Source organism: Dyella sp. CR10 (genome assembly GCF_055814425.1).
In genome coordinates this window covers 1,999,011-2,024,027 of record NZ_CP185986.1, presented here as the reverse complement: position 1 = coordinate 2,024,027, position 25,017 = coordinate 1,999,011, and the positions used below count along the sequence as shown (strand labels likewise).

Sequence of the window (25,017 nt, the reverse complement as noted above, 5' to 3'; positions counted from 1 at the left end):
TGAATGGAGATCTGAGAAACAACATGGTTACGCGCTCAAGAGAACATCATCTCACTGCAGATGCGCTAGTTCGCTCCATTGCGGTGAATCAGTCGCGACCGCTTAGCATTCTGCTCGGTGCGGGCGCATCGATTAGCTCCGGCATGCCTTCCGCCCAGCGTTGCATCTGGGAATGGAAGCAGGACATTTTTGTTTCGAACAACCCCAAGCTTCGTGACGTGGTAGGCGAGTTGTCGTTACCAGGAACCCGCAAGCGCATTCAGAATTGGCTCGATCAGCGGGGCAGCTTTCCTCCCGAAGGAAACTCCGACGAGTACAGTTTTTACGCGGAAGCGTGCTATCCAACCGCACAGGATCGGCAGAAATTCTTCCAGCGATACGTCGAGCAAGCGAAACCCCACATTGGATACAAGCTCCTCGCTCTTTTGGCCAAACAAGGTCTGATTGGCACCGTTTGGACAACGAACTTTGACGGCCTGGCCGCTCGCGCCATGCTGGCTGCCAACAACGTGTGCATTGAGATCGGTATTGATTCCGCGCACAGAACGCTTCGTCCGCAGGCACCTGGTGAGGTTCGCGTCGTATCGCTACACGGCGATTTTCGCTACGACGAACTGAAGAACACCACCGAAGAGCTTAAAAAGAAGGATTTGTCTCTGAGGCACGGACTGGTTCAAGAGCTAGCTGACCGCGACCTGGTGGTCGTCGGTTACAGTGGTCGGGACGAGTCCCTTATGGCCGCACTTCGAGACGGATTGTGTGCGGCGGGCTCAGGCCGCCTCTATTGGTGTGGAATAGACGCCGAGGCTCCGGCGTCAACCAGTCAGCTGTTGGATGAAGCGAGCGCGCATGGACGTCATGCGTTCTACGTGCATTCGGCAGGTTTTGATGAGTTGCTGTCTCATATTGGCCTTAGGACTCTTGACGGGAGTCTTCTTGGGGAGGCAAAGACTGCAATCGAGGCCAATGTAAAAGAGAGCCCAGGTCGAACTCCGTTCTCCTTGGAAGATCTTCCGGTCACATCGCTGATAAAGAGCAACGCTTACCCGATAAAGTGCCCAGCCCAGGTACTCAAGCTAGACGTCGACTTTCCTAGTGATGTAGATCGGCGGTCTTGGCTAGGGTCAATGTTGTCTGATCGTGATGCCGTTGCGGTGCTCGCGGGTGGAGGCGCCTTGGCGCTTGGCGAAGCACGTCTTCTTAAAGACGTCTTCGGCGAATATTTGCGTACCGACCCAGTGGCCGTACAGCTGTCCGATCGGGACATTGAGAGTGACGGTCGAATTCAAGCATTGCTGCGCATGGCATTCACACGCTCAGTGGCAACGTTTCTTCAGTTGCCTTGCGACGGCTCACGAAAGGTCTGGGAGGCACGTGAATACAAAACGGTTCGACATGCGGATCAAGCGTATAAGCTCCATCGAGCGCTATCTGTACGACTTCGATGGCTCGCTAGCAAGCCGCACGTCACGCTCATGCCTGATGTTGTCGCCATGGATTCAACTGGGCAGCCCGCAGACCGTGAAATCGGCAAATCGCTGGCCAGCGCCGCATACGGCTACCAGCACAACGATAAATTTAGCGAAGATGTCGACCGATGGGTGAACCGTCTTGCCAAAATCGAGTTAAAAGCTTGCGGCGCTAGCTTTCAGCTCGGGCGGGTTCCGATTTTTGCTGGCCTGCACCAAAGGTCTTCGCGGGCCCTCGATCCCGCGGTTGCTCGGCACGCAAAGCAAGCTGGCGCTATAGCCAAGGACGCCAACCTCATCTTCTGCGCGCGTACCGGACAACTCGAGGTACCCAATCTCAGCCCCCTTAAGGGCTTAGTCATGAATCGCCCGTGGGATTACCCACTGACTGCGTCGGGACTTTCTGCGGGATTGGACGTGGCGGCCGTGTGTCCACGCACCGACGCGCCTGCACTGAGACGATTCCTAGGGACACTGCAAGTACAAGCCAGGCCAGAGTCGACAGAGAGAGACTATCTCGAAGATTTTCCGGGCTTTACGAATGCTTTTGGATTGCCGATCGCACTCCCGCTACCCGGTGACGTTCTCTGGAAGGACTTGGACGACGTAGTGCATGGGGATGACCTGTCTGCTGCAAAAGAGCTCGCACAACGAATCTGTCGATGTCTAGATGCAATTCGCATGACTAAACCGGGGGCAATTGCAGCTGTTTATGTCCCGGCCCGATGGATGCCGTTTAAAGTCGTTAACACAGGAACCGAAAGGTTCAACTTACACGACTACATCAAGGCATATGCTGCGCGTCATGGTCAAAGCACGCAGTTCCTCAGAGAAGAGACGACATCATCGACTCAGCCCTGTCGCGTTCGCTGGTGGTTGTCACTGGCGCTCTACGCAAAGGCCCTGCGCACACCCTGGCGTCTCGACAGTCTCAACAACGAGACCGCATTTGTCGGGATCGGATATAGCACAGATGCGACTGCGCAAAGTGGAAATCACGTTCTCTTAGGGTGTAGCCACCTCTACAGTGGTCGAGGCGAGGGTCTGCAATTTCGCTTAGGGCGAATTCAGGACCCAATCATGCGCGGCCGAAATCCTTTCATGTCGGAAGAGGATGCTCGCCGAACGGGCGAGACCATTCGGCAACTATTTTATGAGTCAAGACTCGAATTGCCCCGCCGGGTTGTCGTGCATAAGCGCACACCATTCACTCACGAAGAGCAAAAAGGCTTCGTTCAGGGGCTGGAAGGCGTAAAAAACATAGAGCTTATTGAAGTGAACATGGAGGAATCTCTTCGTTACCTGGCGTCGCAGGTCCGCGATGGGCGCCCTCAGTTGGACCGCTTTCCTGTGCCTCGCGGCGCCGTGGTAATTCAAGATGCCAACACTGCACTTTTGTGGGTTCACGGATCCGCTCCAAGCTCGCAGAACCCACGCTGGAAGTACTATCAAGGGAAGCGTCGAATTCCTACGCCGCTTTCCATCAAAAGGTACCTTGGACAGTCTGATCTCACCCAAATCGCCAGCGAAATCCTCGGCCTGTCAAAAATGAACTGGAATACCTTTGATTACTATTCGCGGCTTCCAGCTACGCTCGATTCTGCGAGCGCGATCGCGCGCGTTGGGCACTACCTCGACGCTTTCGGGCCCGCCCCGTATGACTACCGACTCCTCATCTAAGATTCCTATCCGGCTGTGCAAACACCTTGAGGCTCACCGCTCAGAAGTCACTGGAATAGAGTCTTCGTCATACTTGGAGAGAAGGCCTGCCAGACGCCCGTGAGCCCGTTTTGGCGATTAGAGTTGATGCGACGGAAGCGCGGCGCACCGGGGGCCAAATGGGCAGGCGCTGCCGCCTGAACGGCATGCATCGATGGGGCATGGTATTTGCTGTGGTCGCCCCTTACATTAGTATTGTATCCAGGCGCCCCGGCCATCGGGTGCAACTTGTTGAAAAGCAATCCTTTTTAATCCTGCCGGACGCGGCAACTTGTTGAGGGAGTCTGTTGTGAACGACAAAGATTTCGGATTCTAACGATCTAACCGAGCAAAAGAGATGGATCTCACCGTACTTTCAAAGGCGCTAACGCCTCAGCCTGGATCGTTTGCCAACGGCCAGACAATGATGGCCGTTATCGCTTTTGTAGTGGCTGTCGTTAGCTATCGGCACGCGCGGAGATCCTATCTTCAGAAGAATGCGTTGGATTGTCAGCGCAGGATTCTCAGCGACAAGGACATCAAAGACGCGTTTGCTGTTTTGGTGTCTCGCCAGCGCGCCAAGGAATCCGGAACTCCATTCTTAAGCTGGGCCGAAGTTGCAGCAGATGGTGCGAGCAAAGAGTTTCTGGCAATCACCACGCTACTGAATAACTTTGAAGACGTCGCGGTCGGCATCCGCTTAGGCATGTTCGACGAAAAGGTGCTTAGAACAACCCTCTTCACTATGTTCTTGAGGTTGTTCTTCATCTCCCATGAGTTCATTCAGTTGAGGCGTTTAAAGCACGATAGAGCCTATTCGAATTTGTATTGGCTCTGGGTTCGCTGGCGCGCCCATGAAGATCGCATCGACCCCGGCAGCTTGAAACGAGCCAAAGCGGCAGAGATTGCTCTAGCCCAGGCCTTAGACGACCTGTAAGGATATAACGCCCCGCCCGCAAAAGAGGCACCCGTTAGGGCTTATCCCTCAATCATCGCCTTGCTGGTCTTTAGGACCTGCAGAACAAGCGGCTCGCACACGCTCCATAGCGTTAACGCCTGCTTGTGATCGTCGCGTGTAGTACGTCACCATGCGATCGGTCTTCCAACCGCCGGCCTGCTGAATCTGCACTCCCGTCGCACCGTGCTCTGACAAATCGTTAGCGGACCCAATCCGTGCCGAATGTCCACTGATGCTTCCTGCGTTCTCCAGCCCTGCCGCTTTCGCGCGCCGCCGAAAAATCCGCGCCACCTCCTGCGGCAACAGCGCATCAGCAATGCCGCCACTCGCCTTCGGCCGACCACCGGTCGGACGGAAGAGGGGGCCTTCCGTGATATTGGCGGCCGCTTGCCACGCCCGCACTCGCGCGATCGTTTCCAGGCTCACGAAGCGATAGTCCGGCGCCGCTCCGTCTTGGTTAGTCTTGGAGAAGGGCACATGCAGCGACCAGGTGCTGCGCCGACGATTGTGATGCAGATGCTCAACGCGAATCGCCACCAGCTCCGATTCGCGACACAACGTATCCGAAGCCATCGACAGCAATGCGGCGTCGCGCAAATCCCGCGGACTGTCACCGAGCGTGGCCAGAATGACCTCGATGCCAGCCATGTCGAGCTCGCCCGCTTGCTTGCGCGCGTGTCCACCGGTGCTCTTCAGGCGCCGAATCAGCTTCTTCCATTTGACCGGCCAATCCGGATCCTTCGATGGACTCGGCAAGCCCGCCGCGGTGTGCACCAGCCCAACCGTATACAAATAGCGATCGACCGTGGCGCGCTTGCGGCCTTTGTCGATCGCGGCGGACAAGAACGTTTCCAGCTGCGCGACGGAAGCGGGCAGGGGCGTGGCACCGGTGGCTTCACACCAGGCGAGGTACTGCGTCCAGTCCGAGCGCACGGCTTTCACCGTCGCCGGCGCGCTGCCTTCCGCGAAGTCCGCAGACCAAGTGGCGAGCCGCTCGAGTACCGCTTCGACGGAGGCGGCGAGCGCCGGCCGTGGTGCGTGGATGTTCGGCGCAATCGCCGGCACGGTCGTCAGGTCTTGGAGGCTATCGACGACACGAAGGGGAAGGGTGGCTGGCTCGGTCATGAGGGGCCTCTCGGGGCGCTTGATGTGACGCCGATAACCCATGATAGCGAATAAGTGCCATTATTCGCTATCTATATAATAGTAGGAAACGGCTATTTTTCAGTGAGTTGTGGCACCAACCTCGAGACAGAGATCGGCGATCAAATTGTCTAACAGGCCGTTGGACAATCGGTCAACAGGCTGTTGACCGATTGGGCGGCAGGTTGTTGCACAAATGCCGAGCTCGCCGAGCTTGGCCGCTGAATTTCGCAGCAGCCTGCTGCAGAATTCGGCAGAGGCGCCTCCATCCTATTCAGGCATCAGGGAATGACTCATGGACGAACTTAGCCAATATGAGTGGAATCGCCGCGCGCATGACGCCGTCCGCGACGCCATCACCAGCTGTCTGGCGACCCGGCTCTCCGGCGGTTGGCAGGAAAACACGATTACACATCAGGTCCTCCAAGCCCTGGGCACTTCCCGAGCGATTCGCTGGAAAGAACGCCCCTTTCAATGCCAATGGAGGGCATTCAAGGCATCTGGCGCGTTCGAAACGGCCAACGGAGACATCGCGATAAAAATCACCCTGCACACTGATTCAGGAGCAATTGTTGCAGGCACCAAATACTTCGAGGCTAAGAAGCGTGGCATCTCCACTGGACGTTACGACGCTATCGATCCGGCCCAGCTCGCACGAATGCAGCATATCCCAGGGCATGAGGTGCTGCTGTATTCCTATATGATGAATCGATACGGCGCTATTACTGGCGAGGCCCTCTGTCTACCCACGCCCATTGCGTTGTTGCTTCACGAATTTGGCGGAAGAAACCTTCATCCCGCCGCCCATAGTTTTGTCGATGTTTTTGGCCAAGCACTGGTCGGGAGGGGGCTGAACTTCGAGCCCAACCAAGTGGATGCCTTCACCCGAACATATAGGATCATGGAGGCCATGCCCAGCTTTGTGCTGGAGGCCCAGGCCGCGCCATTAGCGCTCGATCTGGCTCCCGTGCCAACGCCTCCTGGGTACGAAGCATTGGACAACGACAGCCCAGACTTGACTGATGGCTTCGCCCCGCGATGACGAGACGTCGCCGAGCATAGGCAGACTTGTTCGCGCTCATGGCGACCCTGAAGCATAGTTGTCTGCTGTCGCTTCCTAAGAGGCAAAGATGTCCGCGCCTAAACAGCACCAACTCCGCGCTTACAAAGCAGAGACCACCACGGAAGACAGCCATCTATGAAGAGCACCGGCAGACCGCCATGTGCCGATGCGGCGGCCGTTTCTGTGATTTGACATAATATACATTATGCGCAATTGCGCAGGCTGCGCCGGGTGGCCGGCATGCTCCGTGCTTTCTTGCGTTCCCTGTTGTCGCAGTCCTCTTAATTCGGTCGCCTGTCCCGTTAATCGTGTCATGCCCGCTTATTCGGTCATCTTTTGACACGCGATTGCTTGTCGTTGGGGCGCGCTGTGGTTCTTTTCCTTTTGCTGGGCTCGGATGCCTTGGACGTCGCTCGTGAGATCCGTTTAGGCGGTGCCGCGGCGTACGCCTCTGAAAGCGCCTTTTCCAAAGCGGTTATCTGGCCCGCTTGGCGTGCAACTTCCTGTTCAAGATGGCGTGCCTCGCTGCTGGTTGCGTCGTATCGCTTCTGCGCCATGTCGATAGCTTCTCGACGTGATCGTTCGGCAACCTCGTGTCGTTGCTGCCATTGCTTGGCATCTTGTCGGGCGCGATCAATCTCTTGATGTGCGCGGTCTTCGACAGCACGCATGTGCGCTTCCAGTCGCTCACGCTCTATGTGTAGCGCGACCTGGCTTTCATGGTGACGCGTTTGGAGGGCCTGGATCTCCGCCAGCTGGCGGTCGTGGGACTCCTGCAGGCGATCGCGCTGTTGTACGAGATCACCGCGCAGAGCGTGGCTATCCTGCAGCTGGCTATCGATGGTGGCGCAGGCGTGCTCGGCCAGGTCTCGTGCCACCTGTGCCTGAGCGATACGAGTTTCCGCGGCTTGTAGACGGGCTTCCCAGCCCTCCCGCTCGCGGATCAAATCGGCTCGCGCGGCCTCTAAGGCGGCCTGCTGATCCGCAAATCGGTTGGTGAGGGTGTGCTCGGCCTGCTCGCTGGCCAGCCGCCATAGCTCGATCATCGCCTGCCCCACTGGGCCCGGTAATTCCGGCAGGGCGCTCAATTGCCGCAAGCGCTCTCCCAGCTGGCTGCGCCAGGTGTCGAGCATGCGTGTGATGGTGTTCGGGGAGCCCGTGCCCAGCGCGGTGCGCACCTTTTCGACCGTCGGGTTTTCGCCGGCGCTCAGGATGGTGTCGGCGGCCGCGTTGACCTGCTCTTGGGTGATGCCACGGGCCATGAAATGGTCTCCTCGATCAGTGCCCTGCCCTTGCCTTGACGTACTCGCGATAAGTGATGATTATCGCTAGTACATGCCCTATTTCGTAATATACATTACATATTATGAAGCATAAAAGCACTTCAACCGACCTCGCAGCCCCTGCTTCCAGCCTGGTGTTACCGGAACAGCTGGCCCAGCAAGCCGCCAACGCCGTGCGCGAACTGCTGGCTGAGGCCGCGGCCGCCAACACCACACGCAGCTACGCTGCCGCCCTGCGCTACTGGGCTGGTTGGCATCAAGCTCGGTTTGGCATCGAGTTGACACTGCCGGTTGCCGAGGCTGTGGTGATCCAGTTTCTGGTCGATCACATTCAGCGAAAAAACAAAGCGGGCTTGGTCACCGAGCTGCCGGCGGCGGCCGACCAGGCATTGGTGGCCGCGGGGCTCAAGGCCAAGCTTGGGCCATTGAAGCTCTCGACGGTTACCCAGCGCGTCGCGGTGTTGTCGACCGCCCACAAGCTCAAGCGACTGACCAACCCGTGTGAACTGGCCAGCGTGCGCACGTTACTGAGTCGAGCCCGGCGTTCGGCAGTGAAACGCGGTGAGCGGCCGACCAAGAAGACCGCCATCACCCGGTCCGAGCTCGAAGGCATGCTGGCTACCTGCGACGACTCGCTGGAAGGCCTGCGTGATCGCGCCCTGCTCTGCTTCGGGTTCGCCAGCGGCGGGCGTCGACGCAGCGAAATCGCGGCGGCCGACCTGCGCGACCTGCGCAAGACGGGCGACGAGGCCTACATTTACCGTTTGGAGTTTTCGAAGACACAGCAGACTGGGGTCAAAGTGGATTCGACGCCGGACAAGCCGATACTAGGGCGTAGCGCCCAGGCGCTCTCGGCCTGGCTCGAGGCGGCGGGGATTCGGGAAGGCGCGATCTTTCGCCGTATCTGGCGGGACAGGGTTGGCCCTGCCCTGTTGCCTGGTTCGGTGGCGACGATCGTCAAGCGGCGGGCCTCCATGGCCGGACTGGAAGGAAACTTTGGGGCGCACAGTCTGCGCTCGGGCTTCGTGACCGAGGCGGGGCGGCAAGGCGTGCCGCTGCCGGCGGTGATGGCCATGACCGAGCATCGCTCGGTGGCCAGCGTGATCGGCTATTTTCAATCTGGTGCCGCGGAGGACAATCCCGCAGCACGGTTACTTAAATAGGGCAGCTCGGTGTTGGGCAGCCCATTCTGCAGTCGGCGCCAGCATGCTCACGCCTTGAGAACTGGCTGTATTACATTGCGGGGTGCCTGTCTAGCGGGACGGTTAGGCGGAAGGAAGATTCAGGGGGAAGGACAATGGGTTTTTTAGAGCAAGGTACGGACGCGTTGCGCATCAGGGCCATGAGCCTCCATGTTGTTGGCACAGAAGAATTTGTGCCAGAACCCGAGCTCGAAGAGATTGCGCACGAGGAGTTCTTCCTCGAGCGAATTGTTGAGAACGACGCTGATGCGATTTTTTCCTTCGCGGAGCTCAGTGACGTCAAGTTAGTGGTTGAGCAAATTGTCGCCGGTGACCTCACCTTTGAGATTGGCGCACAAAAGCTCGCGCATGACTTTGCCAAGGCTCACGTCGCTACGAGCAAGGAAGGCGCATTCTTTGTCATTGATCTAGACGCTGACGATGGTTCGCGCTTCTTTTGTCTTATCAAGTATGACTATAGCGAGGCAGTAGAGCGGCACGACGTCAATGGAAAAAGCTCGCTACGAAAGATCATTCAGGCTTTCGTTACTGAGAAAAAGGCGGTCCAAAAAATCTGCTTAATAAGGATCAAGGATGGCGTGGTCATTTCGGATGTTGCCGCCAGAGATCGTATGAAGGCGGCGCCTGAGCTGAGCGACTACTTCTACAGATTCCTTGGCGTCGTACGAGAGCGAAGTGACGCACAGTTGACGACGGCGGTTCTAGACGTCGCTAGACGGGTTTTGCACGAATTTAAGACCCATTTGGGCGATCGTTCTGTCGCCATTGCCATGACCGAAGTCGAAGGAGCGCTTCGCTTGCGCCAGGCGATCGACGTGGACGCAATGGGCGAAATTCTTCTTGGTGTACCCGGGCAACCCGAGGACGAAAAGGTTCACTCGTCAATTGAGCGATCGATCGACCGCAAGTTTGAATCTGCAAGGTTGCACGGCATCGCCTTTAAGCCAGATCCTGCTGCTCTGACGAGTCCAAAATCAGTAAAGCTCGAGACCGAAGAAGGTGTTGTCATCAAATACAGCCAACGTTCTGGCGAAGCGCTCGTCAATCGCAAGAAGAAGGACAACGGTGGTGAGGTGATTACCATCGAAACGGATGGGGCTGTGAAGGAAACCATCACGAAGGTGGGGTAGCGATGGCAGTTGATCAACTTGCTGTTCTGGTGAACGATGCTCATGAGCGCGGAGATTGCCTCGTCCGTGAAACCTGGGACACGGTCATTCTGTCTCGACTTTCACCCGGCCTCACGCGCGCGGTCGCGGAGGCCGCGGCGACTGCTGGTCTTGCCTGCGCCATTATGGATGAGGCATCCCGGGACATCGCGTTAAACGACGTAGATGATGTGCAAGCTCCTTATCGCATCATCTTAGATAAGCCCGCTGATATAACGACCGGGCACTTGCTCACCATCGTTGCTATGGACGCGTTGCTTTTTGATACTGGAGCGCGCCGAACCATTTGTATTGCCGGGCTTGATCGTCGATTCGAATCTTTGGAGGTGGCCTTCATTCCTTGGGGGGCGGCCACCTCGGCTGCTGGTGAGCCTATATCGTTGAAGAGTCCTCGATCATTTGTTCGGGAGTTCGGCGATAAACGCATCGTGCCGCAGTCGGTTGGTCCATGGCTTATGCGTACCCCAGTATGGCTTGGGCTTGAGCCTGCGTTTGTTCGTTGGGCTACCTTGGCGCAAGAGCAATGCCTACTAGCACTCGGCGACGAAATTCAGTCAATTCCTAAGTCGGTAATTTTCAAAGGTCCGCCTCGCGGATCCCTTCCCATTTCCGCGTGTGCACTGGGCGATGACGGGGACTTTTTCCTTGCCGTACAGGCGTGCGCGCAATGGGTCTATGAAGCATCGCAGGAGACTGAAATGCGGCATCCGTTGTTGACGGCGGAGATCGCAAGATTTGCCGCGGCAGACGGAACGATTGCACTTGACGCCACGGCGCTATCGGCCGCACTCGATGGTGCCCGCCTCGCATATCAACTCGGCATGTCCAAGCTCAGCAGCGATACGTTAAAGATGCTTACGGACCTACGAAAAAGTGTTCTCGATGAGGCGACGAAAGTCTCCGACGGAACAAGGCAACTTGTTGCGGCGGTTGCCACAACGCTTTCGCTAGGTATCGGCATGATTGCGGCAAAAATTGGCGCTCATGCAGATGGGCGCATCGTCGGGGCAATCTCAGTCATTTCCGTTGCTTACGTGATCGCCATTGTGTGGTCGGGCAATCGATTCCTCAAGCTGCAAGAGGAAATTCGTGAGCAGTGGAAGCCGCGAACCTATGGTTTCATAGCGGCTGACAGTTACGAATCTCTCGTCGAGGATCCCGCCAGAAAAGCTGCGGACGCCTATCGGACCATTGCACGCATTGGGGGCTGGCTGAGCTTTTTCATGTTGATAGTTGTGGTTTGGGCGATCGCAAGCTTTCCCTGAGAGGAAATGAACGACGCAACCGAAAGCGAAGACGTCGTGCGAACCCATGCAAACTCTTAGGCATCGCTTGAGTCACACTCAAGCGCAGCTTCGAGTGGTCCGATTCGGCAATGGGAGGCGACATGATTAACAAAGGCGCTCAGCAGAAGGTTACGCAGTACTTGAGGGCCGCTGCACCCAATTCTGCGATTCTGCTGCGGGGGCCTTGGGGAGCTGGAAAATCCTTTTTCTGGGGCTCGTTCAAAGAGAAACATCTCCAAGATCTCAAGAAGAGGGACATCACGTTTTCGGTGGCCGGTCTATCCACGCTTGAAGAGCTAGAAGATGCTTTGTTTTTGGCCTCAGTGAAAGATTTAGGGACGGATACCTTGCGGGAAACCGGTGCCGTGGTCGGCAAGGCGATCCTTCGAATGGTCAAGGTTGACCCCAAGGACATCAAGCTCAAAGCGGATGTGCGCCCCGGCAAAACAGTTGTGTGCATCGACGACCTGGAGCGGTTCCATGGCGACTTCAAAGTGTTGTTTGGCTTCATCGTGTCATTGCTGGACGCCGCCAAACTCCACGTTGTACTGATATCCGACGAAGTGCGCGCTATCCAGGACCTGACAGGCTATGGGGACTACAAGGAAAAAATTATCTCGTTAACGGTCGAGGTAAAACCGGACATCGAGGCATTTTACGTTGACACGGTCCAGGGTCTGGAGCATCTAGGCACGCGCAACGCGCTCCTAGGCATCAAAGATTATGCCGTTGCCTTCTTTAGAGAAAAGCAACTTAAGAACCTCCGAACTCTCCGCGGCATTGTCGAAGAAATGAACGTAATCATGGCCGACATGGAGTGGCCTAGAAATCAGGATGCATCCCCCGCCAACTTGCTTTCAGCTGTGACTTTCCATGTCATGGCTGTAACAAGGGATGCGACCAACGAGCCCCTAATCAGGGACATCTTTCTCCATGGCGACATCGGAACCATGGTTATGATGGAGCGCGCCGATCGAAAGAAGACGGCTCGCGGGAGTGAGGATGATAGTGCGATAGCCCCTGAGCCTCTCAGTGAGCTCGTGTCAAACCTAGGCTTTGAAAGCGATGCTTATGGTTGGCATGGATCACGGGCATTTGCGGACTTTGTCGTGGCGGACGGCTTCGACGCTGACCAGATCGCCGATGACTTTCAGGTTTTCGCCCAAGTCAAACAGGCTGAGGGCACCCCGCTAGAGCGACTCGGCAAGTACCGGACCATGACAGAAGAAGACTTCCGCACCAGTGTTGCGGCACTGGAGCAGAAGGCGATGGATTGTACATTTGATGGCGTGCACGAGATCTGGCAGTCGTACGTGGCGCTGGATCATTTTGCCCACAAACGGCTTATCAAGCGTACGCCAGCGTTTTGGCGGAACCATTTCATCAGGGTCGTTCGAGACTTTGACCCGACACAAGGTGATCCTTCGTCGCTGTACGTTTGGCCAGATGAGCAATACAGCAAGAATCAGAAGGCCGTACTGGCTGCCGTCAAGGCTTTAGAGCGACGCATGGATGACGAGCGCGTCAAAAAAGAAAGTGCCAAAGCCCAAGAAGTGCTTATCGACGGCATTGAGGGTCCTGTCGTTGAGGCGTTTCGCACGCCTTTCGTTCATGCCGTGCCTGAAGACATATACGCTCGCATGCAAAAAGCTGGGCGCTCTAGCGTGAGCCGGTTGACTAAGTTCTATCTCCAGCGCCTGAGTATTTCGAACCTGCAAGACTTTGCCTTGGGTGAGCTACCCTTCGCCAGGTCCTTAAAAAAGATCATAACCACGCGAACACCGAGCTCGGCGCCCCTCTCGCTTGATGATGCAGAGTGGTTAGAGCTGGCCGACAAACTCAGCCAATTCGTGAGCCGCCTCGCCCCACCGCCCCGTGGCGCATCGGCAACTACGCGCCCGAAGGTCAAGCCTTCAACCGGTGGACAGGGTCGCAATAAGCTTGTTTAGCGTGGCTCGACTAATTTCTGCAAGGCAGCAACACCGCAACAGCACGCGCTTGCGTCATGACGCATGGAACCCCTGGGGCATAGGTCTGCCCATGGATCCGGCATCATGGGCCAAAATTGGTCGGTGCGGCGGCTCGTCTGCGCACCCCCGATAACACGGGCTAATCAACGCGCCCGGCACGGTTCAGTCGAGAGATTGCATCTCGTGCGAGCGAACTGGGTGGCGCCACAGCCATGAGCTAGCGCGAGCTAACGGTAGATAACTGGCGCCCCCTTCGTAGACCCTGCCAACCTCCTCGCGGCGCCCCTCGGGCTGCGCCGGCTTGCTGGACCGCACGCGGCCCAGGTCCCGCGCCTGGACGGCGCATACCAGCACCTGGCCACGACACCCGCCGGCCACTGGCGGGTGGAGCGGCTGCGCCTGATTTGTCGCCTGTCCTCCATCGTCCACCTCACCCATTTACTACGCCTAGGAACTCCCCATGAAAAAACTATTCGCCGCCCTCGGACTTGCCGCGGTCGCGCTGTTCGGCGCTACCGCCGCCGCCCAGACCTCCAAGCCCACAATCGTGCTTGTGCATGGCGCCTTCGCCGACTCGTCCAGCTGGGACGGCGTGGTGCGCATTCTCGAGCGCGATGGCTATCACGTGGTCGCCGCCGCCAATCCGTTGCGCAGCGTTCGGGGCGATACGCAGTACGTCTCTGACATCCTCTCCAGTATTGCTTCGTCGGTCGTGCTCGTCGGACATTCCTACGGCGGCATGATCATCTCCAGTGCGGCGACCGGGCACGCCAACGTCACGGCTCTGGTGTATGTGAGCGCCTTCGCACCGGAAGTGGGTGAATCGGCAGCCGACCTGGCCGGCAAGTTTCCGGGCAGCACGCTGGGTTCCGCGCTGGCGGCGCCGGTAAGCCTGGCCGACGGCAATCGCGACCTTTATATCCAGCAAGAGCGCTTCCGCGATCAGTTCGCGGCCGATGTGGCGCCGGGCGAAGCCGCACTGATGGCGGCCGGCCAGCGCCCGATCACGGAGCTGGCATTGAACGAAAAGTCCGGCGCGGCGATCTGGAAGACCATCCCGTCGTGGTTCGTGTATGGCGACAAGGACAAGAACATCCCGCCTGCCGCGCTGGCCTATATGGCCGAGCGTGCACACGCAAAGGAGCGCGAAGTGATCAAGGGCGGCTCGCACGTCGTGATGGTGTCCCACCCGAACGTCGTCGCGCGGATGATCGAAGACGCCGCAAGCGGCAAGTAACCGCCCATCCCACGACATCCGGCGCGAACAATGCCCGGCCAGGTGCCCGCCGTGGACGCCTGGTCGGGCCGCGCATTCTGGAGACATCTCATGCTGCGAAAGCCAAACCCATGGATTCTTGCTGCCGGCCTGCTCGGCCTTTCCATCGGTGCCAACGCGAAAACGATCGTGCGTCACCCGTTTCCCGACAGTCACTTCCCCATTGCCGCCAGTGTCGAGGTGCCCGCAGGCACCGCCATCGTCTACGTCAGCGGCACCATTCCGCCGGTGATCGATCCGACGGCACCGAAGGATTCCCTCGCCGCCTACGGCGACACGCGAACTCAGACCATCGGCATCCTCCGCGCGATCGAAGAACAACTGCAAGCCGTGCACCTGAGCATGGCCGACGTCGTGAAGATGCAGGTCTTTCTGGTCGGCGACAGTGCGCACGGCGGGCGCATGGATTACGCGGGCTTCACCGCTGGCTACAAGGAGTTCTTCGGCACCGCCGCGCAGCCGAATCTGCCAGCGCGTTCGACCTTCCAGGTAGCCGGGCTCAGCAATCCCGGCTACTTGCTTGAGATCGAAGTGACCGCCGCGCGCCCCTGACCCGGCGCGCATCGATACCGAGGCGCATGCGCCTCGGCCGTCCGAAGCGACAGGACCAACGTCCTGTCGCTTTGTTCGTTTCCGGGGTGCGCAATTCTCGCTCGATCCTTCGAGGAACTGGCGGCAACTAACAGCGCATAACTGGCCTGTCCGCGTATCGCTGCGCAATCTGTGTCTGCGCCCCGCGGCGCCCCGCTTCCACCCAGGTTCAAGGAGCCTTCATGAAATATTCGTACGCCACCATGGCCGCCGCACTCGCGCTCAGCATGGCCGCCCATGCCGCACCGCCGGCCGATGCCGCCAAGAAGCCGATGGAGAAGTGCTACGGCGTCGCCCTCGCAGGCAAGAACGATTGCGCCGCCGGGCCCGGCACCACCTGCGCGGGTACCGCTAAAGCCGACTACCAGGGCAATGCCTGGGTGCTGGTCGAAAAGGGCACCTGCACCAAGCTGAGGACGCCCAAGGGCTACGGCACGCTCGAGGCGAAATCGTGATCGGCGACGAGCTGTTCGCGCTGCCCCGCGAGGAGCAGCCGGCATTCGGGCCGCTCGCCGTGTCGCGCTGGCTGGAGGCGATTCCGGATGCGCTGCTTTTGCTGGTCGCGCGTCTGGGCATCGCGGCGATCTTCTTCCAGTCCGGACGGACCAAGGTCGAAGGATTCCTCACCATCAAGCCCTCGACCTACGAACTGTTCGCCAACGAATACGCCTTGCCGCTCATCCCGCCCGAGTGGGCGGCGCGGCTGGCCACCGGCGCGGAGCATCTGGGGCCGCTGCTGCTGGTGCTCGGCCTTGGCACGCGCCCGGCCGCGCTCGCGCTGCTGGCCATGACGACGGTCATCGAAGTGTTCGTCTATCCCGACGCGTGGCCCACGCATCTGGGCTGGGCAGGACTGCTGCTGCCACTGGCGGCGCGCGGTGGCGGCCGATGGTCGCTCGACTGGCTGCTGCGTCGCCGCTGAGCGGCTCGTTCTCCACTGTTTTCTTCGATCAAAGGAACTTTCATGCGCACCTTGCTGAGTACCGCCGTCGCGTTGATCGCATTCGCTGGCATCGCCACCGCCGAAGGTGCTACGCCCGCACCCGGCATCAAGAACATCGTGATCATCCCTGGCGCATTCGTGGATGGCTCGGGCTGGCGCGTCGTGCACGACATTCTTGCCCATAAGGGTTATCGCGTCGTCGTGGCGCAACCGCGAATCGAAACGCTCGCGGACGACGTCGAGCAGGCTCGCGAATTGATCCGGCAGCAGCCGGGCCCGGTCGTGCTGGTCGGGCACAGCTACGGCGGCGCCGTCATCACCCAGGCCGGCAACCGCGACAAGGTGAAGGCGCTGGTCTACGTCTCGGCGGTGCAGCCGGATGTCGGCGAGAGCCTGGCCCAGCTGCTCGGCTCCATGCCGGCGCCGAGCAACGACGTAGTGCCGACCAACGACGGCCACCTGTACTTCGACCCGGCCAAGTTCGACGCCGACTTCGCCGGCGACCTCAACGCGGCGCGCGCCGACTTCATGGCGGTATCGCAAGTGCCGGCGGCCACGGCCGCATTCAATGCCACCGCGGCCGTGGCCGCGTGGCGCCATAAGCCGACCTGGGCGGTGGTCAGCACCGAAGACCGCGCGCTCAGTCCCGACCTGCAGCGCTGGATGTACCAGCGCGCCCACTCGAAAGTCACCGAGGTCAAGGCGAGCCACGTCGCCTACATCTCGCAACCCGAAGCGGTCGCGAAGGTGATCGAGGAAGCCGCCACCGGCGTGCATTGATTTCACCCACCGTCCCGCGCGGACACTACCAGGAGCCTCCCATGAAGACTCGCACCAGCCTCGCATCCGCCGCCGCGCTCGTCGCGCTGGCCATCGCCTCGACCGCACCGGTCCACGCCGAAGACGCCTCCGCCAGCAAGGAGGAACTGGTCCGCTGCTACGGCATCAACACCTGCAAAGGCACCAGCCTGTGCGCCACGGCCAAGCACGATTGCAAGGGTCTCAACACCTGCAAGGGCGAAGGCGTGCTGGTCAAGGCCAAGAGCGCCTGCCTCAAGGAAGGCGGCACCCTGACCGAGCCGAAGTGATCCCGCCGCGGGCCCCGCCAGATGGGGCCCGCCATCTCCATCGTCCGGAGCATTGCCATGTTCGCGCCTCCCACGACATTCGCCGGCTTCGGCCTGGGCCTGCGCAAGGAACACTACCGGGACTTCCTCGACACGCACGTGCCCGTCGATTTCGTGGAAGTCATCTCGGAGAACTTCATGGTCGACGGCGGACAGCCGCGTCACGTGCTGCGCCAGGTGCGCGAACGCCATCCGGTTGCGCTGCACGGCGTGTCCATGTCGATTGGCTCGGCCGACGGCCTGGACCACGACTACCTGCGCCGCTTGCGCGCGCTGGCGAACGAGATCGAGCCACTGTTCGTATCCGACCACCTGAGCTGGTCGCGCATCGGCCGCTTCCATTCGCATGACCTGCTGCCGCTGCCTTACACCGGCGAAGCACTGGACATCGTCTGCCGCCACATCGACATGGCGCAGGAAGCGCTGGGGCGCGCGATGCTTTTCGAGAACCCGTCCGTCTACCTGCGCCACGACGAGCAGGACATGGCCGAATGGGAATTCCTGACCCAGATGACTCGCCGCACCGGCTGCGGCCTGCTGCTGGACATCAATAACGTCTACGTCAGCTCGCGCAACATCGGCTGGGATGCGGGCACCTATCTGCGCGGACTTCCCGCCGAGCGCGTCCGCCAGATCCATCTCGCGGGCCACACGCGCACCGACAAACTGCTGATCGACACTCATGACCAGCCCGTATGCGGCGACGTGTGGGCGCTCTATCTCGACGCGATGTCTCTGCTGGGGCCGGTCGCCACCATGATCGAGCGCGACGGCGACATCCCTCCGCTGGCCAGCTTGTTGCGGGAACTGGACATCGCTCGCGACATGGCCCGTCCGCGCCGTCGCGCCACGGAGGCCGCATGAGCCTGCTCGCCCTGCAACACCGCATGCGCGCCTGGCTGAGCGAGCCTGACGCCGCGCAGATCCCGGATACGTCTCAGGGGCCGGGCTTCGAGGTGTACCGCAACAACTATCGCGTGCAGTTGCTGGGCTGCCTGGAGACCAGCTACCCGATGTTGCGCGACTGGCTTGGCACCGACACCTTCTTGCAGGCGGCCATCCATCATATCGACCATCATCCGCCACACGGATGGACCCTCGACGCCTACGGCGCGGATTTCCAGGCGACTTTGCAGGCGCTGCACCCGCATAACCCGGATGCGCACGAGCTGGCCTGGATCGAATGGTCACTGGCCGAGTCTTTCGTAGCCAGCGATATGAGCGCCGGCGCGTCGCTACACACACTGAACGCGCGCGACTGGGACGCCATGCGATTGCAGCTGGCGCCGAGCCTGCGGCAGTGCCGTGCCACGACCAATGCTGCGGCGCTATGGCAGGCCTGGTTCGGCGGCGAGCCGTTGCCGGAGGCCGCGATGCTCCCCGCACCCGGCGGCCTGATTACCTGGCGCAAAGATCTGACATGCCGCCTGAAGCAGCTGGATGCGATCGAGTACGCCGCGCTGCAACTGCTGCACGATGACAACCGCTTCGCCGGCATGTGCGATGCGCTGGTGGAGCACTACGGCGAGGAAGCCGGCGTGCGGCGCGCCGGCGAACTGCTTGCCGACTGGCTGGATGCGCGCATCGTGCGCTGCGCCAGCTGATGCGGCACATGCGCCGCCGCCACGCCATGCGAACCGCAACTGTTGCACGGTCCATGCCGGGCGCACCGCAGGGACGACTCCCGCCTTCCCCTCCCCCCAGGGCGGATCCCTGCGGTGCCCCTGGCATCCATCACACGCCATATCTCACTGCCGCGGACCGGTGCATGACGGCACGCCGCCGCTCCCTTCTCGCGAAGAGCACGCCATGAACCGTACAGCGAACGAAACTGCGTGTACCGCGGAGCGCCGCGCAGCCCTTGTGCTCGGCGATGCGAACGCCGCCGGGGCCACGATTGGCCACCGCCTCGCTGACGATGATTTTCGCGTGGTGGTCGCCGGCATCGGCCGCCCGACGATGCGCGAGGCCGCGAGTGCCGATACGCGGCACCGCGCCATCATCCCGATCGACGTGGAAGGCCGGCACGCCGGCCGGATCCGCCAGGCGATCGAACGCGCCGTCGCGCATCTCGGCGTGCTTGACGTCGTGGTCGTGCATGTCGATCCGCTATGCCTGCCGCCCGGTACGCCACTGACGCTGGGCGATCTCGAATTGCAGTTGGGCCTGGACGTGCGCGGCGTGTACGACGCCATCCACGGCACGGTCGCGCATCTGCGCGACGGCGGCCGCATCGTCACCGTGTGCGGCGGCGCCATGGAATGGAGCGGCGCGAATGCCGCCGTCATGGCGATGCTGCACGCGGCGATCGCTTCGCTGGTCAAGGGGCTGGCGCTCGATCTCGCCGGCCGGCGCATCGCGATCAATCACATCCAGTCCGGCCCGGCCGACACTAACCTCGCTACGACCTACGCCTCGCTGTCGGACGGCCGCGCCCCGCTCGGCTGGATCGGCAAACCCCACGAGACCGCCGCACTGGTGGCCTACCTCGCATCCGGCGCCAGCGGGCCGATGACCGGCGCCACGATCACCCTCGACGGCGGTTTTGCACTGTAAACCGCCGCCTTGTCCTCACCCACCACCCGCAGAGAGGTCGATGACCATGTCGAACCCGATCAACCAACCGCGCCGCCGTTTCCTCGGCACCACCGCCATGGGGCTGGCCGCGACTCAGCTGGGCTGGCTATCGCGGACGCAAGCAAATCCGGCCCGCGCCGAAGCCGCGGCCGGCAACACCGCCGCATCCGGTGCCAGCAGCTTCGCATCGATCCGGCAGATCAGCGCCGGCGTGTTGAACGTGGCCTATGCCGAAGCGGGGCCCGTCGATGGTCAGCCTGTCCTGCTGCTGCACGGCTGGCCCTACGACATCCACAGTTTCGTCGAGGTTGCCCCGCTGCTGGCGGAGGCCGGTTATCGCGTCATCGTGCCCTACCTGCGCGGTTACGGCGGCACGCACTTCCTATCGGCCGCGACGCCGCGCAACGGCCAGCAGGCTGCCCTGGGTGTCGATGCGGTGGCGCTGCTCGATGCGCTGCGCATCGACCGCGCCATCGTCGCCGGCTTCGACTGGGGTGCGCGCACCGCCAACGTGATGGCGGCGCTGTGGCCGCAGCGCTGCAAGGCCATGGTGTCCGTCAGCGGCTACCTGATCGGCAATCGGGAGGCTGGCCGTACGCCGCTGCCGCCCAAGGCCGAACTGCAATGGTGGTACCAGTTCTATTTCGCGACTGCGCGCGGCAGGGCCGGCTACGCGCAGTACACGCATGAGTTCGCCCGGTTGATCTGGCAGCTCGCGTCGCCGCGCTGGCATGTCGACGACGCGACCTTCGAACGCTCGGCCGCCGCGCTGGACAACACCGACCAGGTCGCCATCGCGATCCACAATTACCGCTGGCGACTCGGATTGGCCGATGGCGAGACGAAGTACGACGCCCTGGAAGCGCGCCTGGCCGCACTGCCGAACATCGCTATCCCCACCATCACGATGGAAGGCGACGCCAACGGCGCGCCGCATCCCGAACCGTCGTCTTACGCCGGCAAGTTCACCGGCCGCTACGAGCACCGCCAGATCAACGGCGGCATCGGCCACAACTTGCCGCAGGAAGCGCCCAAGGCTTTCGCGCAGGCCGTGATCGACGTCGATCATTTCTGAGCACCAGGAGATGCCGATGAAAACGACACGCTTCGCCCTCTGTGCACTCGCACTGCTGCTTTCGGGCGCCCTGGCCGCCGCCTGGAGCGGCGAGCGCACGCCAGCCGGCGCCGTCTCGCCGATCTACGGCGTCGGCATCCCGGCCGGCTACCGCCAATGGGAGTTCATCGCACCGGCGCTGGAAGATGCGCCGCTGGACGAATTGCGCGCGGTGCTCGGCAACAAGATCGCCATCGAGGCTTACCGCAACGGCAAGCTGCCCTTCCCCGACGGCACGGTGCTGGTAAAGCTGGCATGGAAACGCGAACGTTCCAGCGCACTGGCTGCCGCCACACTGCCCGGCGCACCAACCACGGTACAAGTGATGGTCAAGGACTCGGCAAGGTACGCCACCTCCGGCGGCTGGGGCTATGGGCGCTTCGTCGACGGCAAACCCGTGGACGAGGCGCAGCACCGGACCTGCTACGCCTGTCACGAGGCGCGCGCCAAGAATCACGATGATGTGTTTACCCATTACGCGCCGTGATGCCGCGTCCCGCCTCTCTCTTTCCTACAGATAGCCGCCACATGCCATCGACCCGTACTCCCCGCACCGAAGACGGTGCCGCCGTCTATTCGCCCCGCGTACTGAAGATCTACGACCGCTGGGTCCTGGGCTTCTCCAACTCCTGCGCCTGGGCTTGCCCGACGGCGACCGTGTTGTTGCCGTTCTTCCGCCAGCATCTGAGCGCGAACCACCTCGACGTCGGCGTGGGCTCGGGCTTCTATCTCGCCAACAGCCCGGCCCTGCCCGGCCAGCAAGTAACATTGCTGGATCTCAACGAGAACAGTCTGCAGGCCGCCGCCGCGCGCATCGCACCGCTACGGCCGGCATGGGTGCGCGAAGACGTGTTGCAACCGCGAGGCGCGCTGGGCCGACGCACGTTCGGATCGATCTCGCTGTTCTACCTGCTGCACTGCCTGCCCGGCTCGATGAGCGAAAAAGCGCCGGCGGTGTTTGGCCTGCTGCGCCGGCATCTGGACGCGGACGGCGTGCTGTATGGCGCCACCATCCTCGGCGACGAAGCCCGCCACAACTGGATCGGCCGCCGGCTGATGAAGCTCTACAACCGCAAAGGCATCTTCTGCAATGCCCAGGATACGCAGGCGAGCCTGGAATCGGTGCTCAGGCAGCACTTCGCGCAGGTCCGGGTGCTGCGGCAGGGACGGGTCGCGCTGTTCACTGCGGAGAAGCCGCTGGCCTGAGCCTGTCCGCCGCTTTTTTGCCGGCTCACGCCGGCACGGCGAGCTCGCCCCACAGGCGTTCGAGCAAGCGGACGTCTTTCGTATCGAAGCCCTCGGTCACCGTCTCGCGACAGACCCGCAAGGTGGCCGCGGCATCGGCGGTGCGCCCCTGGGCGTGCCGCAGCCGCGCCAGGTCGATCGCCGCGCGCAGGCTCCATGCACGCGAATCCTGACGCTCGCTCAAGGCGAGCGACTCCAGCAGCAGGCCCTCGACCATCGCCTCGTCGTAGCCCAGGCTTGCGACCACGCCGGCCTTGATGCGCAGCAGTTCCGGCAGCGCAAAAATGTCGCCGCAGCGCTGGCAGTGCTCGATGGTGGAGCCGACCAGCGCCAGCGCCTCGGCATGGCGTCCACTCATGGCCAGCCCTTCAGCCAGCGAAACCTCGAACGACGTGGTGAGCAGCTCGTAGCGCATCGCCTTGAGGCTGGACAAGCTCTCGCTCAAGGCCTCGACCGCTTCGGCCGGCCGCCCCTCCTCGAGTGCGATGACACCTCGGAAGCCCTTGACGGCCGCCATGTATGGCCGGAACAGATTGGCCTCCGCCAGCTGAGCAAGCAGCGCGACGCTGGCGCGCGCCTGATCCAGATCGCCGCTCCAGGTATACACACTGAGCGCCCAGATCAGCGCGATGCAACGCGTCACCGGATGGTCGAGCGCTCGCGCCTCCTTGTGCGCCTGCTCGGCCCAGCGCCGCGCCTGATCCGGGTAGCCGCGCAGCCACAGCGCTCGCGCCAAGGCAATGAAGGAACGATTGCGGTGATCGAAGCCGTAGTAGATCGTGCGGCTGCGCTCGGACGGCAGGCTGTTGCGCAACGAGGTTTCCAGCTCTTCGCAAGCCCGAGCCTGTTGGCCGACCAACAGTGCCGTGACGCCAACCAGCGAGGCGGCCACCGCAACCGCCTCGGGCTGGGCGATCGCCCGGCCGACTTCGCGCGCTTGCTCGGCCCAGACGGTGGAAGTCGCGTAGTCGCCGATACGTTCGTCGAAGATCTGCAGACGACCCAGAATGCGCAGCTGATTCCAGAGATCGCCCAGCGCCACGGCGATATCCAGTGCGCGCTTCAGTGCGATCCCCGCAGCCTCGGTATTGCCGCGCGTGAACATCAGCACCAGGCCCAGCGCCGCCTGCAGCTCCATCTCCACGGCCGTACCCGCGTGACGCTCGTCCAGTCGCGCGGTCGCGCGCTCGCACCAGGTGCGGCATTCCACCATCAGCGAATATTGCAGATAGAGCTGCGCGCTGGCGGCGGCCAGTGGTAAGGCCAGCGCCGTATCGCCATCGGGGCCGAAGCTCCACTCCAGCGCGGCGCGCACATTGCCAAGCTGCCGGGTCAGGCGGCCAGCCTGCTCAAAAACGTCCTCTGGCGAATCGCCCAGCTGCGACAGCAGTCGTAGATGAAAGGCCGCGTGGCGAAAGGCTGTCTGACGCATCTCGTCGCCGCCGCGCTCCAGCAATTTCTCCTTGGCGTAGGCGCGCGTCATTTCCAGCAGGCGGCACGAACCGGCCGGCTCCGCGCGATCGAGCGAAACCAGCCCCTTGGCGACCAGGCCATCCAGCATCGCCATGGCGGTGAACGCGTCTATCCTGGTGTCGGCGACCACGGCGCAGGCCGCCTCCAGAGAAAACGGGCCGACAAAGACCGACAAGCGGTCGAAGGTCAGCCGCTCCGCCGCGGACAGCAGTCCATAGCTCCAATCCAGCGTGGCGCGCAGGGTCTGCTGGCGCGGCAGCGCCGTACGGCGCCCCGACCAGCCGAGACTGAAGCGCTCGCCCAGCAGCAGGTGCGTGGCCGCCACGCCGTGCGTCGCCACACGCACCGCGGCCAGCTCGATCGGCAGCGCGATGCCGTCGAGCCGCCGGCACATATCGGCCACCAGCCACAGATCCTTGTCCTCCAGGCGCAGTGACGCATTGCCGGCCGAGGCCCGCTCGACGAACAGTTCGATGGCCGCGAAGCCGAGCAGCTGCTCGGCCGGCAGCGCGTCCGGCTCGGCCGGAAAGTCCAGCGCACCCAGCCAGTGCACATGCTCGTCGCGCGCGCGCAGCGGTTCGCGGCTAGTCGCCAGCACGCCGACTTGCGGCGCGCTTTCCCGGATCTGCTCGACCACGCCCGAGACGGCATCGACCAGGTGTTCGCAGTTGTCGATGACCAGCAGCATGGCTCGTCCCGCGATATGAGCCAGCAGCACGAACATCGGATCGTCGGCCTGCACCGGAATGCCCAGCGCACCGGCCAGCGCATAAGGCACGAGTGCGGCATCCTCGACCTGGGCCAGGTCCACGAAGCGCACCGGCGCCTGCTGCATCCCGGCGATGCGGTGCGCCACCTCCACGGCCAGACTGGTCTTGCCCACGCCTCCCGTGCCGACGATGGTGAAGAGCTTCGGTTCCACCAGACGTTCGGCGATCAGCCGCGCATCCTCATCGCGGCCGACCAGGCGCAGCCTGGCCGGCAGGCGGCCGGCGCCGACATCGTGGCGCGCTGGAGGGGCGGCCGCCGCGGGAGGCGCCGCTTGCGCATCGTCTTGGGCGGGCCGCGGCTCCACCGGCGCGACGAAGGCGTAACCGACGCCGACCTGCGTAGAGATGTAGCGATCACCACCCTCGCCATCGCCCAGGATCTTGCGCAGCCCCGCCATGTGGAAACGCAGGCTGCCCTCCTCGACGATGATGTCCGGCCACACGCGCTTGAGCAGCTCGCGCTTGGACAACACGCGGCCGGGGCGTTCCACCAGCGCAATCAACAGATCCAGTGCGCGCCCGCCGATCTCCACCGGTACGCCGTCGCGCAGCAGCAGGCGCTTGCCGGGAACGACGCAGAAAGCGCCGAAAGCGAAACGCACGGCATGAATGTCTTGCGGATCGTTGGACGCGTTCTCCACGACGACTTTCCTGTTCCGT

22 protein-coding genes are annotated in these 25,017 nt (G+C 61.7%); 19 read left to right on the top strand and 3 right to left on the bottom strand.

The genetic code is table 11. The features are described from left to right. Positions 1-23 precede the first annotated feature (23 nt). A complete protein-coding gene (locus tag ACNR9O_RS09025) occupies positions 24-3,149 on the top strand; it encodes an SIR2 family protein (protein WP_473681374.1) in 3,126 nt (1,041 codons plus the stop codon). Positions 3,150-3,525: 376 nt separating this feature from the next. Continuing rightward, the gene (locus ACNR9O_RS09020) at positions 3,526-4,104 is read left to right on the top strand and encodes a DUF4760 domain-containing protein (RefSeq protein ID WP_473681376.1); all 579 of its coding nucleotides are present in this window, start codon (positions 3,526-3,528) and stop codon (positions 4,102-4,104) included. Positions 4,105-4,152: 48 nt separating this feature from the next. On the opposite strand, the gene ACNR9O_RS09015 is transcribed toward ACNR9O_RS09020, so the two are convergent. Continuing rightward, positions 4,153-5,250, bottom strand: coding sequence for a tyrosine-type recombinase/integrase (locus tag ACNR9O_RS09015; RefSeq protein WP_473681378.1), 1,098 nt, complete (start codon positions 5,248-5,250; stop codon positions 4,153-4,155). 313 nt (positions 5,251-5,563) lie between these two features. Here ACNR9O_RS09015 and ACNR9O_RS09010 point away from each other — a divergent pair, with 313 nt between their 5' ends. Further along, a complete protein-coding gene (locus ACNR9O_RS09010) occupies positions 5,564-6,310 on the top strand; it encodes a hypothetical protein (protein ID WP_473681380.1) in 747 nt (248 codons plus the stop codon). Positions 6,311-6,660: 350 nt separating this feature from the next. Here the strand turns inward: ACNR9O_RS09010 and ACNR9O_RS09005 are convergent, their stop codons facing one another. After that, a complete protein-coding gene (locus ACNR9O_RS09005; protein WP_473681382.1) occupies positions 6,661-7,593 on the bottom strand; it encodes a DNA-binding protein in 933 nt (310 codons plus the stop codon). Positions 7,594-7,697: 104 nt separating this feature from the next. On the opposite strand from ACNR9O_RS09005, the gene ACNR9O_RS09000 reads away from it, so the two are divergent. The 16 genes from ACNR9O_RS09000 to ACNR9O_RS08925 all read left to right on the top strand — a co-directional run bounded on the left by ACNR9O_RS09000 (position 7,698) and on the right by ACNR9O_RS08925 (position 22,075). Beyond that, positions 7,698-8,777, top strand: a complete 1,080-nt coding sequence (locus ACNR9O_RS09000) for a site-specific integrase (protein WP_473681384.1) — start codon at positions 7,698-7,700, stop codon at positions 8,775-8,777. Between the two features lie 179 nt (positions 8,778-8,956). Continuing rightward, positions 8,957-9,946: a hypothetical protein gene (locus ACNR9O_RS08995; RefSeq protein WP_473681386.1), complete on the top strand. Its 990-nt coding sequence runs from the start codon at positions 8,957-8,959 to the stop codon at positions 9,944-9,946. Positions 9,947-9,948: 2 nt separating this feature from the next. After that, on the top strand, positions 9,949-11,250 hold the full coding sequence (locus tag ACNR9O_RS08990; RefSeq protein ID WP_473681388.1) for a hypothetical protein: 1,302 nt from the start codon (positions 9,949-9,951) through the stop codon (positions 11,248-11,250). A gap of 122 nt (positions 11,251-11,372) precedes the next feature. Next, positions 11,373-13,220 (top strand): P-loop NTPase fold protein, encoded by a 1,848-nt coding sequence (locus ACNR9O_RS08985; RefSeq protein ID WP_473681390.1) that lies wholly within the window; start codon positions 11,373-11,375, stop codon positions 13,218-13,220. A 481-nt stretch (positions 13,221-13,701) separates the two neighbouring features. After that, on the top strand, positions 13,702-14,478 hold the full coding sequence (locus tag ACNR9O_RS08980) for an alpha/beta fold hydrolase (RefSeq protein WP_473681392.1): 777 nt from the start codon (positions 13,702-13,704) through the stop codon (positions 14,476-14,478). A gap of 90 nt (positions 14,479-14,568) precedes the next feature. Beyond that, positions 14,569-15,069 carry a RidA family protein gene (locus ACNR9O_RS08975; protein WP_473700767.1) on the top strand — a complete coding sequence of 167 codons (501 nt, stop codon included), beginning with the start codon at positions 14,569-14,571 and terminating at the stop codon, positions 15,067-15,069. Positions 15,070-15,290: 221 nt separating this feature from the next. Next, positions 15,291-15,563, top strand: coding sequence for a BufA1 family periplasmic bufferin-type metallophore (locus ACNR9O_RS08970; RefSeq protein ID WP_473681395.1), 273 nt, complete (start codon positions 15,291-15,293; stop codon positions 15,561-15,563). After that, on the top strand, positions 15,560-16,030 hold the full coding sequence (locus ACNR9O_RS08965) for a DoxX family protein (protein WP_473681397.1): 471 nt from the start codon (positions 15,560-15,562) through the stop codon (positions 16,028-16,030). Before ACNR9O_RS08970 ends, ACNR9O_RS08965 begins: the two co-directional genes overlap by 4 nt. A gap of 42 nt (positions 16,031-16,072) precedes the next feature. Continuing rightward, entirely contained in the window at positions 16,073-16,831 is a 759-nt protein-coding gene (locus ACNR9O_RS08960) for an alpha/beta fold hydrolase (protein ID WP_473681399.1), read from the top strand. A 41-nt stretch (positions 16,832-16,872) separates the two neighbouring features. Further along, positions 16,873-17,139, top strand: coding sequence for a BufA2 family periplasmic bufferin-type metallophore (gene bufA2 / locus ACNR9O_RS08955; RefSeq protein WP_473681401.1), 267 nt, complete (start codon positions 16,873-16,875; stop codon positions 17,137-17,139). Between the two features lie 57 nt (positions 17,140-17,196). Then, on the top strand, positions 17,197-18,042 hold the full coding sequence (gene bufB, locus ACNR9O_RS08950; RefSeq protein ID WP_473681403.1) for an MNIO family bufferin maturase: 846 nt from the start codon (positions 17,197-17,199) through the stop codon (positions 18,040-18,042). Continuing rightward, entirely contained in the window at positions 18,039-18,782 is a 744-nt protein-coding gene (locus ACNR9O_RS08945) for an HvfC/BufC family peptide modification chaperone (RefSeq protein WP_473681404.1), read from the top strand. Before bufB ends, ACNR9O_RS08945 begins: the two co-directional genes overlap by 4 nt. A 205-nt stretch (positions 18,783-18,987) precedes the next feature. Then, positions 18,988-19,734, top strand: coding sequence for an SDR family oxidoreductase (locus ACNR9O_RS08940; RefSeq protein ID WP_473681405.1), 747 nt, complete (start codon positions 18,988-18,990; stop codon positions 19,732-19,734). A 40-nt stretch (positions 19,735-19,774) separates the two neighbouring features. Beyond that, positions 19,775-20,830 carry an alpha/beta fold hydrolase gene (locus ACNR9O_RS08935; RefSeq protein ID WP_473681406.1) on the top strand — a complete coding sequence of 352 codons (1,056 nt, stop codon included), beginning with the start codon at positions 19,775-19,777 and terminating at the stop codon, positions 20,828-20,830. A 16-nt stretch (positions 20,831-20,846) separates the two neighbouring features. Next, a complete protein-coding gene (locus ACNR9O_RS08930; RefSeq protein ID WP_473681407.1) occupies positions 20,847-21,356 on the top strand; it encodes a cytochrome P460 family protein in 510 nt (169 codons plus the stop codon). Between the two features lie 41 nt (positions 21,357-21,397). Next, entirely contained in the window at positions 21,398-22,075 is a 678-nt protein-coding gene (locus ACNR9O_RS08925; protein WP_473681408.1) for a class I SAM-dependent methyltransferase, read from the top strand. A gap of 25 nt (positions 22,076-22,100) precedes the next feature. On the opposite strand, the gene ACNR9O_RS08920 is transcribed toward ACNR9O_RS08925, so the two are convergent. Continuing rightward, the gene (locus tag ACNR9O_RS08920) at positions 22,101-24,998 is read right to left on the bottom strand and encodes an ATP-binding protein (RefSeq protein WP_473681409.1); all 2,898 of its coding nucleotides are present in this window, start codon (positions 24,996-24,998) and stop codon (positions 22,101-22,103) included. Between the last annotated feature and the right edge of the window lie 19 nt (positions 24,999-25,017).

Bases quoted from the DNA above. Each gene is read 5' to 3' on its own strand.
- ACNR9O_RS09025 (WP_473681374.1), top strand. From the start codon at position 24: ATGGTTACGCGCTCAAGAGAACATCATCTCACTGCAGATGCGCTAGTT.
- ACNR9O_RS09020 (WP_473681376.1), top strand. From the start codon at position 3,526: ATGGATCTCACCGTACTTTCAAAGGCGCTAACGCCTCAGCCTGGATCG.
- ACNR9O_RS09015 (WP_473681378.1), bottom strand. From the start codon at position 5,250: ATGACCGAGCCAGCCACCCTTCCCCTTCGTGTCGTCGATAGCCTCCAA.
- ACNR9O_RS09010 (WP_473681380.1), top strand. From the start codon at position 5,564: ATGGACGAACTTAGCCAATATGAGTGGAATCGCCGCGCGCATGACGCC.
- ACNR9O_RS09005 (WP_473681382.1), bottom strand. From the start codon at position 7,593: ATGGCCCGTGGCATCACCCAAGAGCAGGTCAACGCGGCCGCCGACACC.
- ACNR9O_RS09000 (WP_473681384.1), top strand. From the start codon at position 7,698: ATGAAGCATAAAAGCACTTCAACCGACCTCGCAGCCCCTGCTTCCAGC.
- ACNR9O_RS08995 (WP_473681386.1), top strand. From the start codon at position 8,957: ATGAGCCTCCATGTTGTTGGCACAGAAGAATTTGTGCCAGAACCCGAG.
- ACNR9O_RS08990 (WP_473681388.1), top strand. From the start codon at position 9,949: ATGGCAGTTGATCAACTTGCTGTTCTGGTGAACGATGCTCATGAGCGC.
- ACNR9O_RS08985 (WP_473681390.1), top strand. From the start codon at position 11,373: ATGATTAACAAAGGCGCTCAGCAGAAGGTTACGCAGTACTTGAGGGCC.
- ACNR9O_RS08980 (WP_473681392.1), top strand. From the start codon at position 13,702: ATGAAAAAACTATTCGCCGCCCTCGGACTTGCCGCGGTCGCGCTGTTC.
- ACNR9O_RS08975 (WP_473700767.1), top strand. From the start codon at position 14,569: ATGCTGCGAAAGCCAAACCCATGGATTCTTGCTGCCGGCCTGCTCGGC.
- ACNR9O_RS08970 (WP_473681395.1), top strand. From the start codon at position 15,291: ATGAAATATTCGTACGCCACCATGGCCGCCGCACTCGCGCTCAGCATG.
- ACNR9O_RS08960 (WP_473681399.1), top strand. From the start codon at position 16,073: ATGCGCACCTTGCTGAGTACCGCCGTCGCGTTGATCGCATTCGCTGGC.
- bufA2 (WP_473681401.1), top strand. From the start codon at position 16,873: ATGAAGACTCGCACCAGCCTCGCATCCGCCGCCGCGCTCGTCGCGCTG.
- bufB (WP_473681403.1), top strand. From the start codon at position 17,197: ATGTTCGCGCCTCCCACGACATTCGCCGGCTTCGGCCTGGGCCTGCGC.
- ACNR9O_RS08945 (WP_473681404.1), top strand. From the start codon at position 18,039: ATGAGCCTGCTCGCCCTGCAACACCGCATGCGCGCCTGGCTGAGCGAG.
- ACNR9O_RS08940 (WP_473681405.1), top strand. From the start codon at position 18,988: ATGAACCGTACAGCGAACGAAACTGCGTGTACCGCGGAGCGCCGCGCA.
- ACNR9O_RS08935 (WP_473681406.1), top strand. From the start codon at position 19,775: ATGACCATGTCGAACCCGATCAACCAACCGCGCCGCCGTTTCCTCGGC.
- ACNR9O_RS08930 (WP_473681407.1), top strand. From the start codon at position 20,847: ATGAAAACGACACGCTTCGCCCTCTGTGCACTCGCACTGCTGCTTTCG.
- ACNR9O_RS08925 (WP_473681408.1), top strand. From the start codon at position 21,398: ATGCCATCGACCCGTACTCCCCGCACCGAAGACGGTGCCGCCGTCTAT.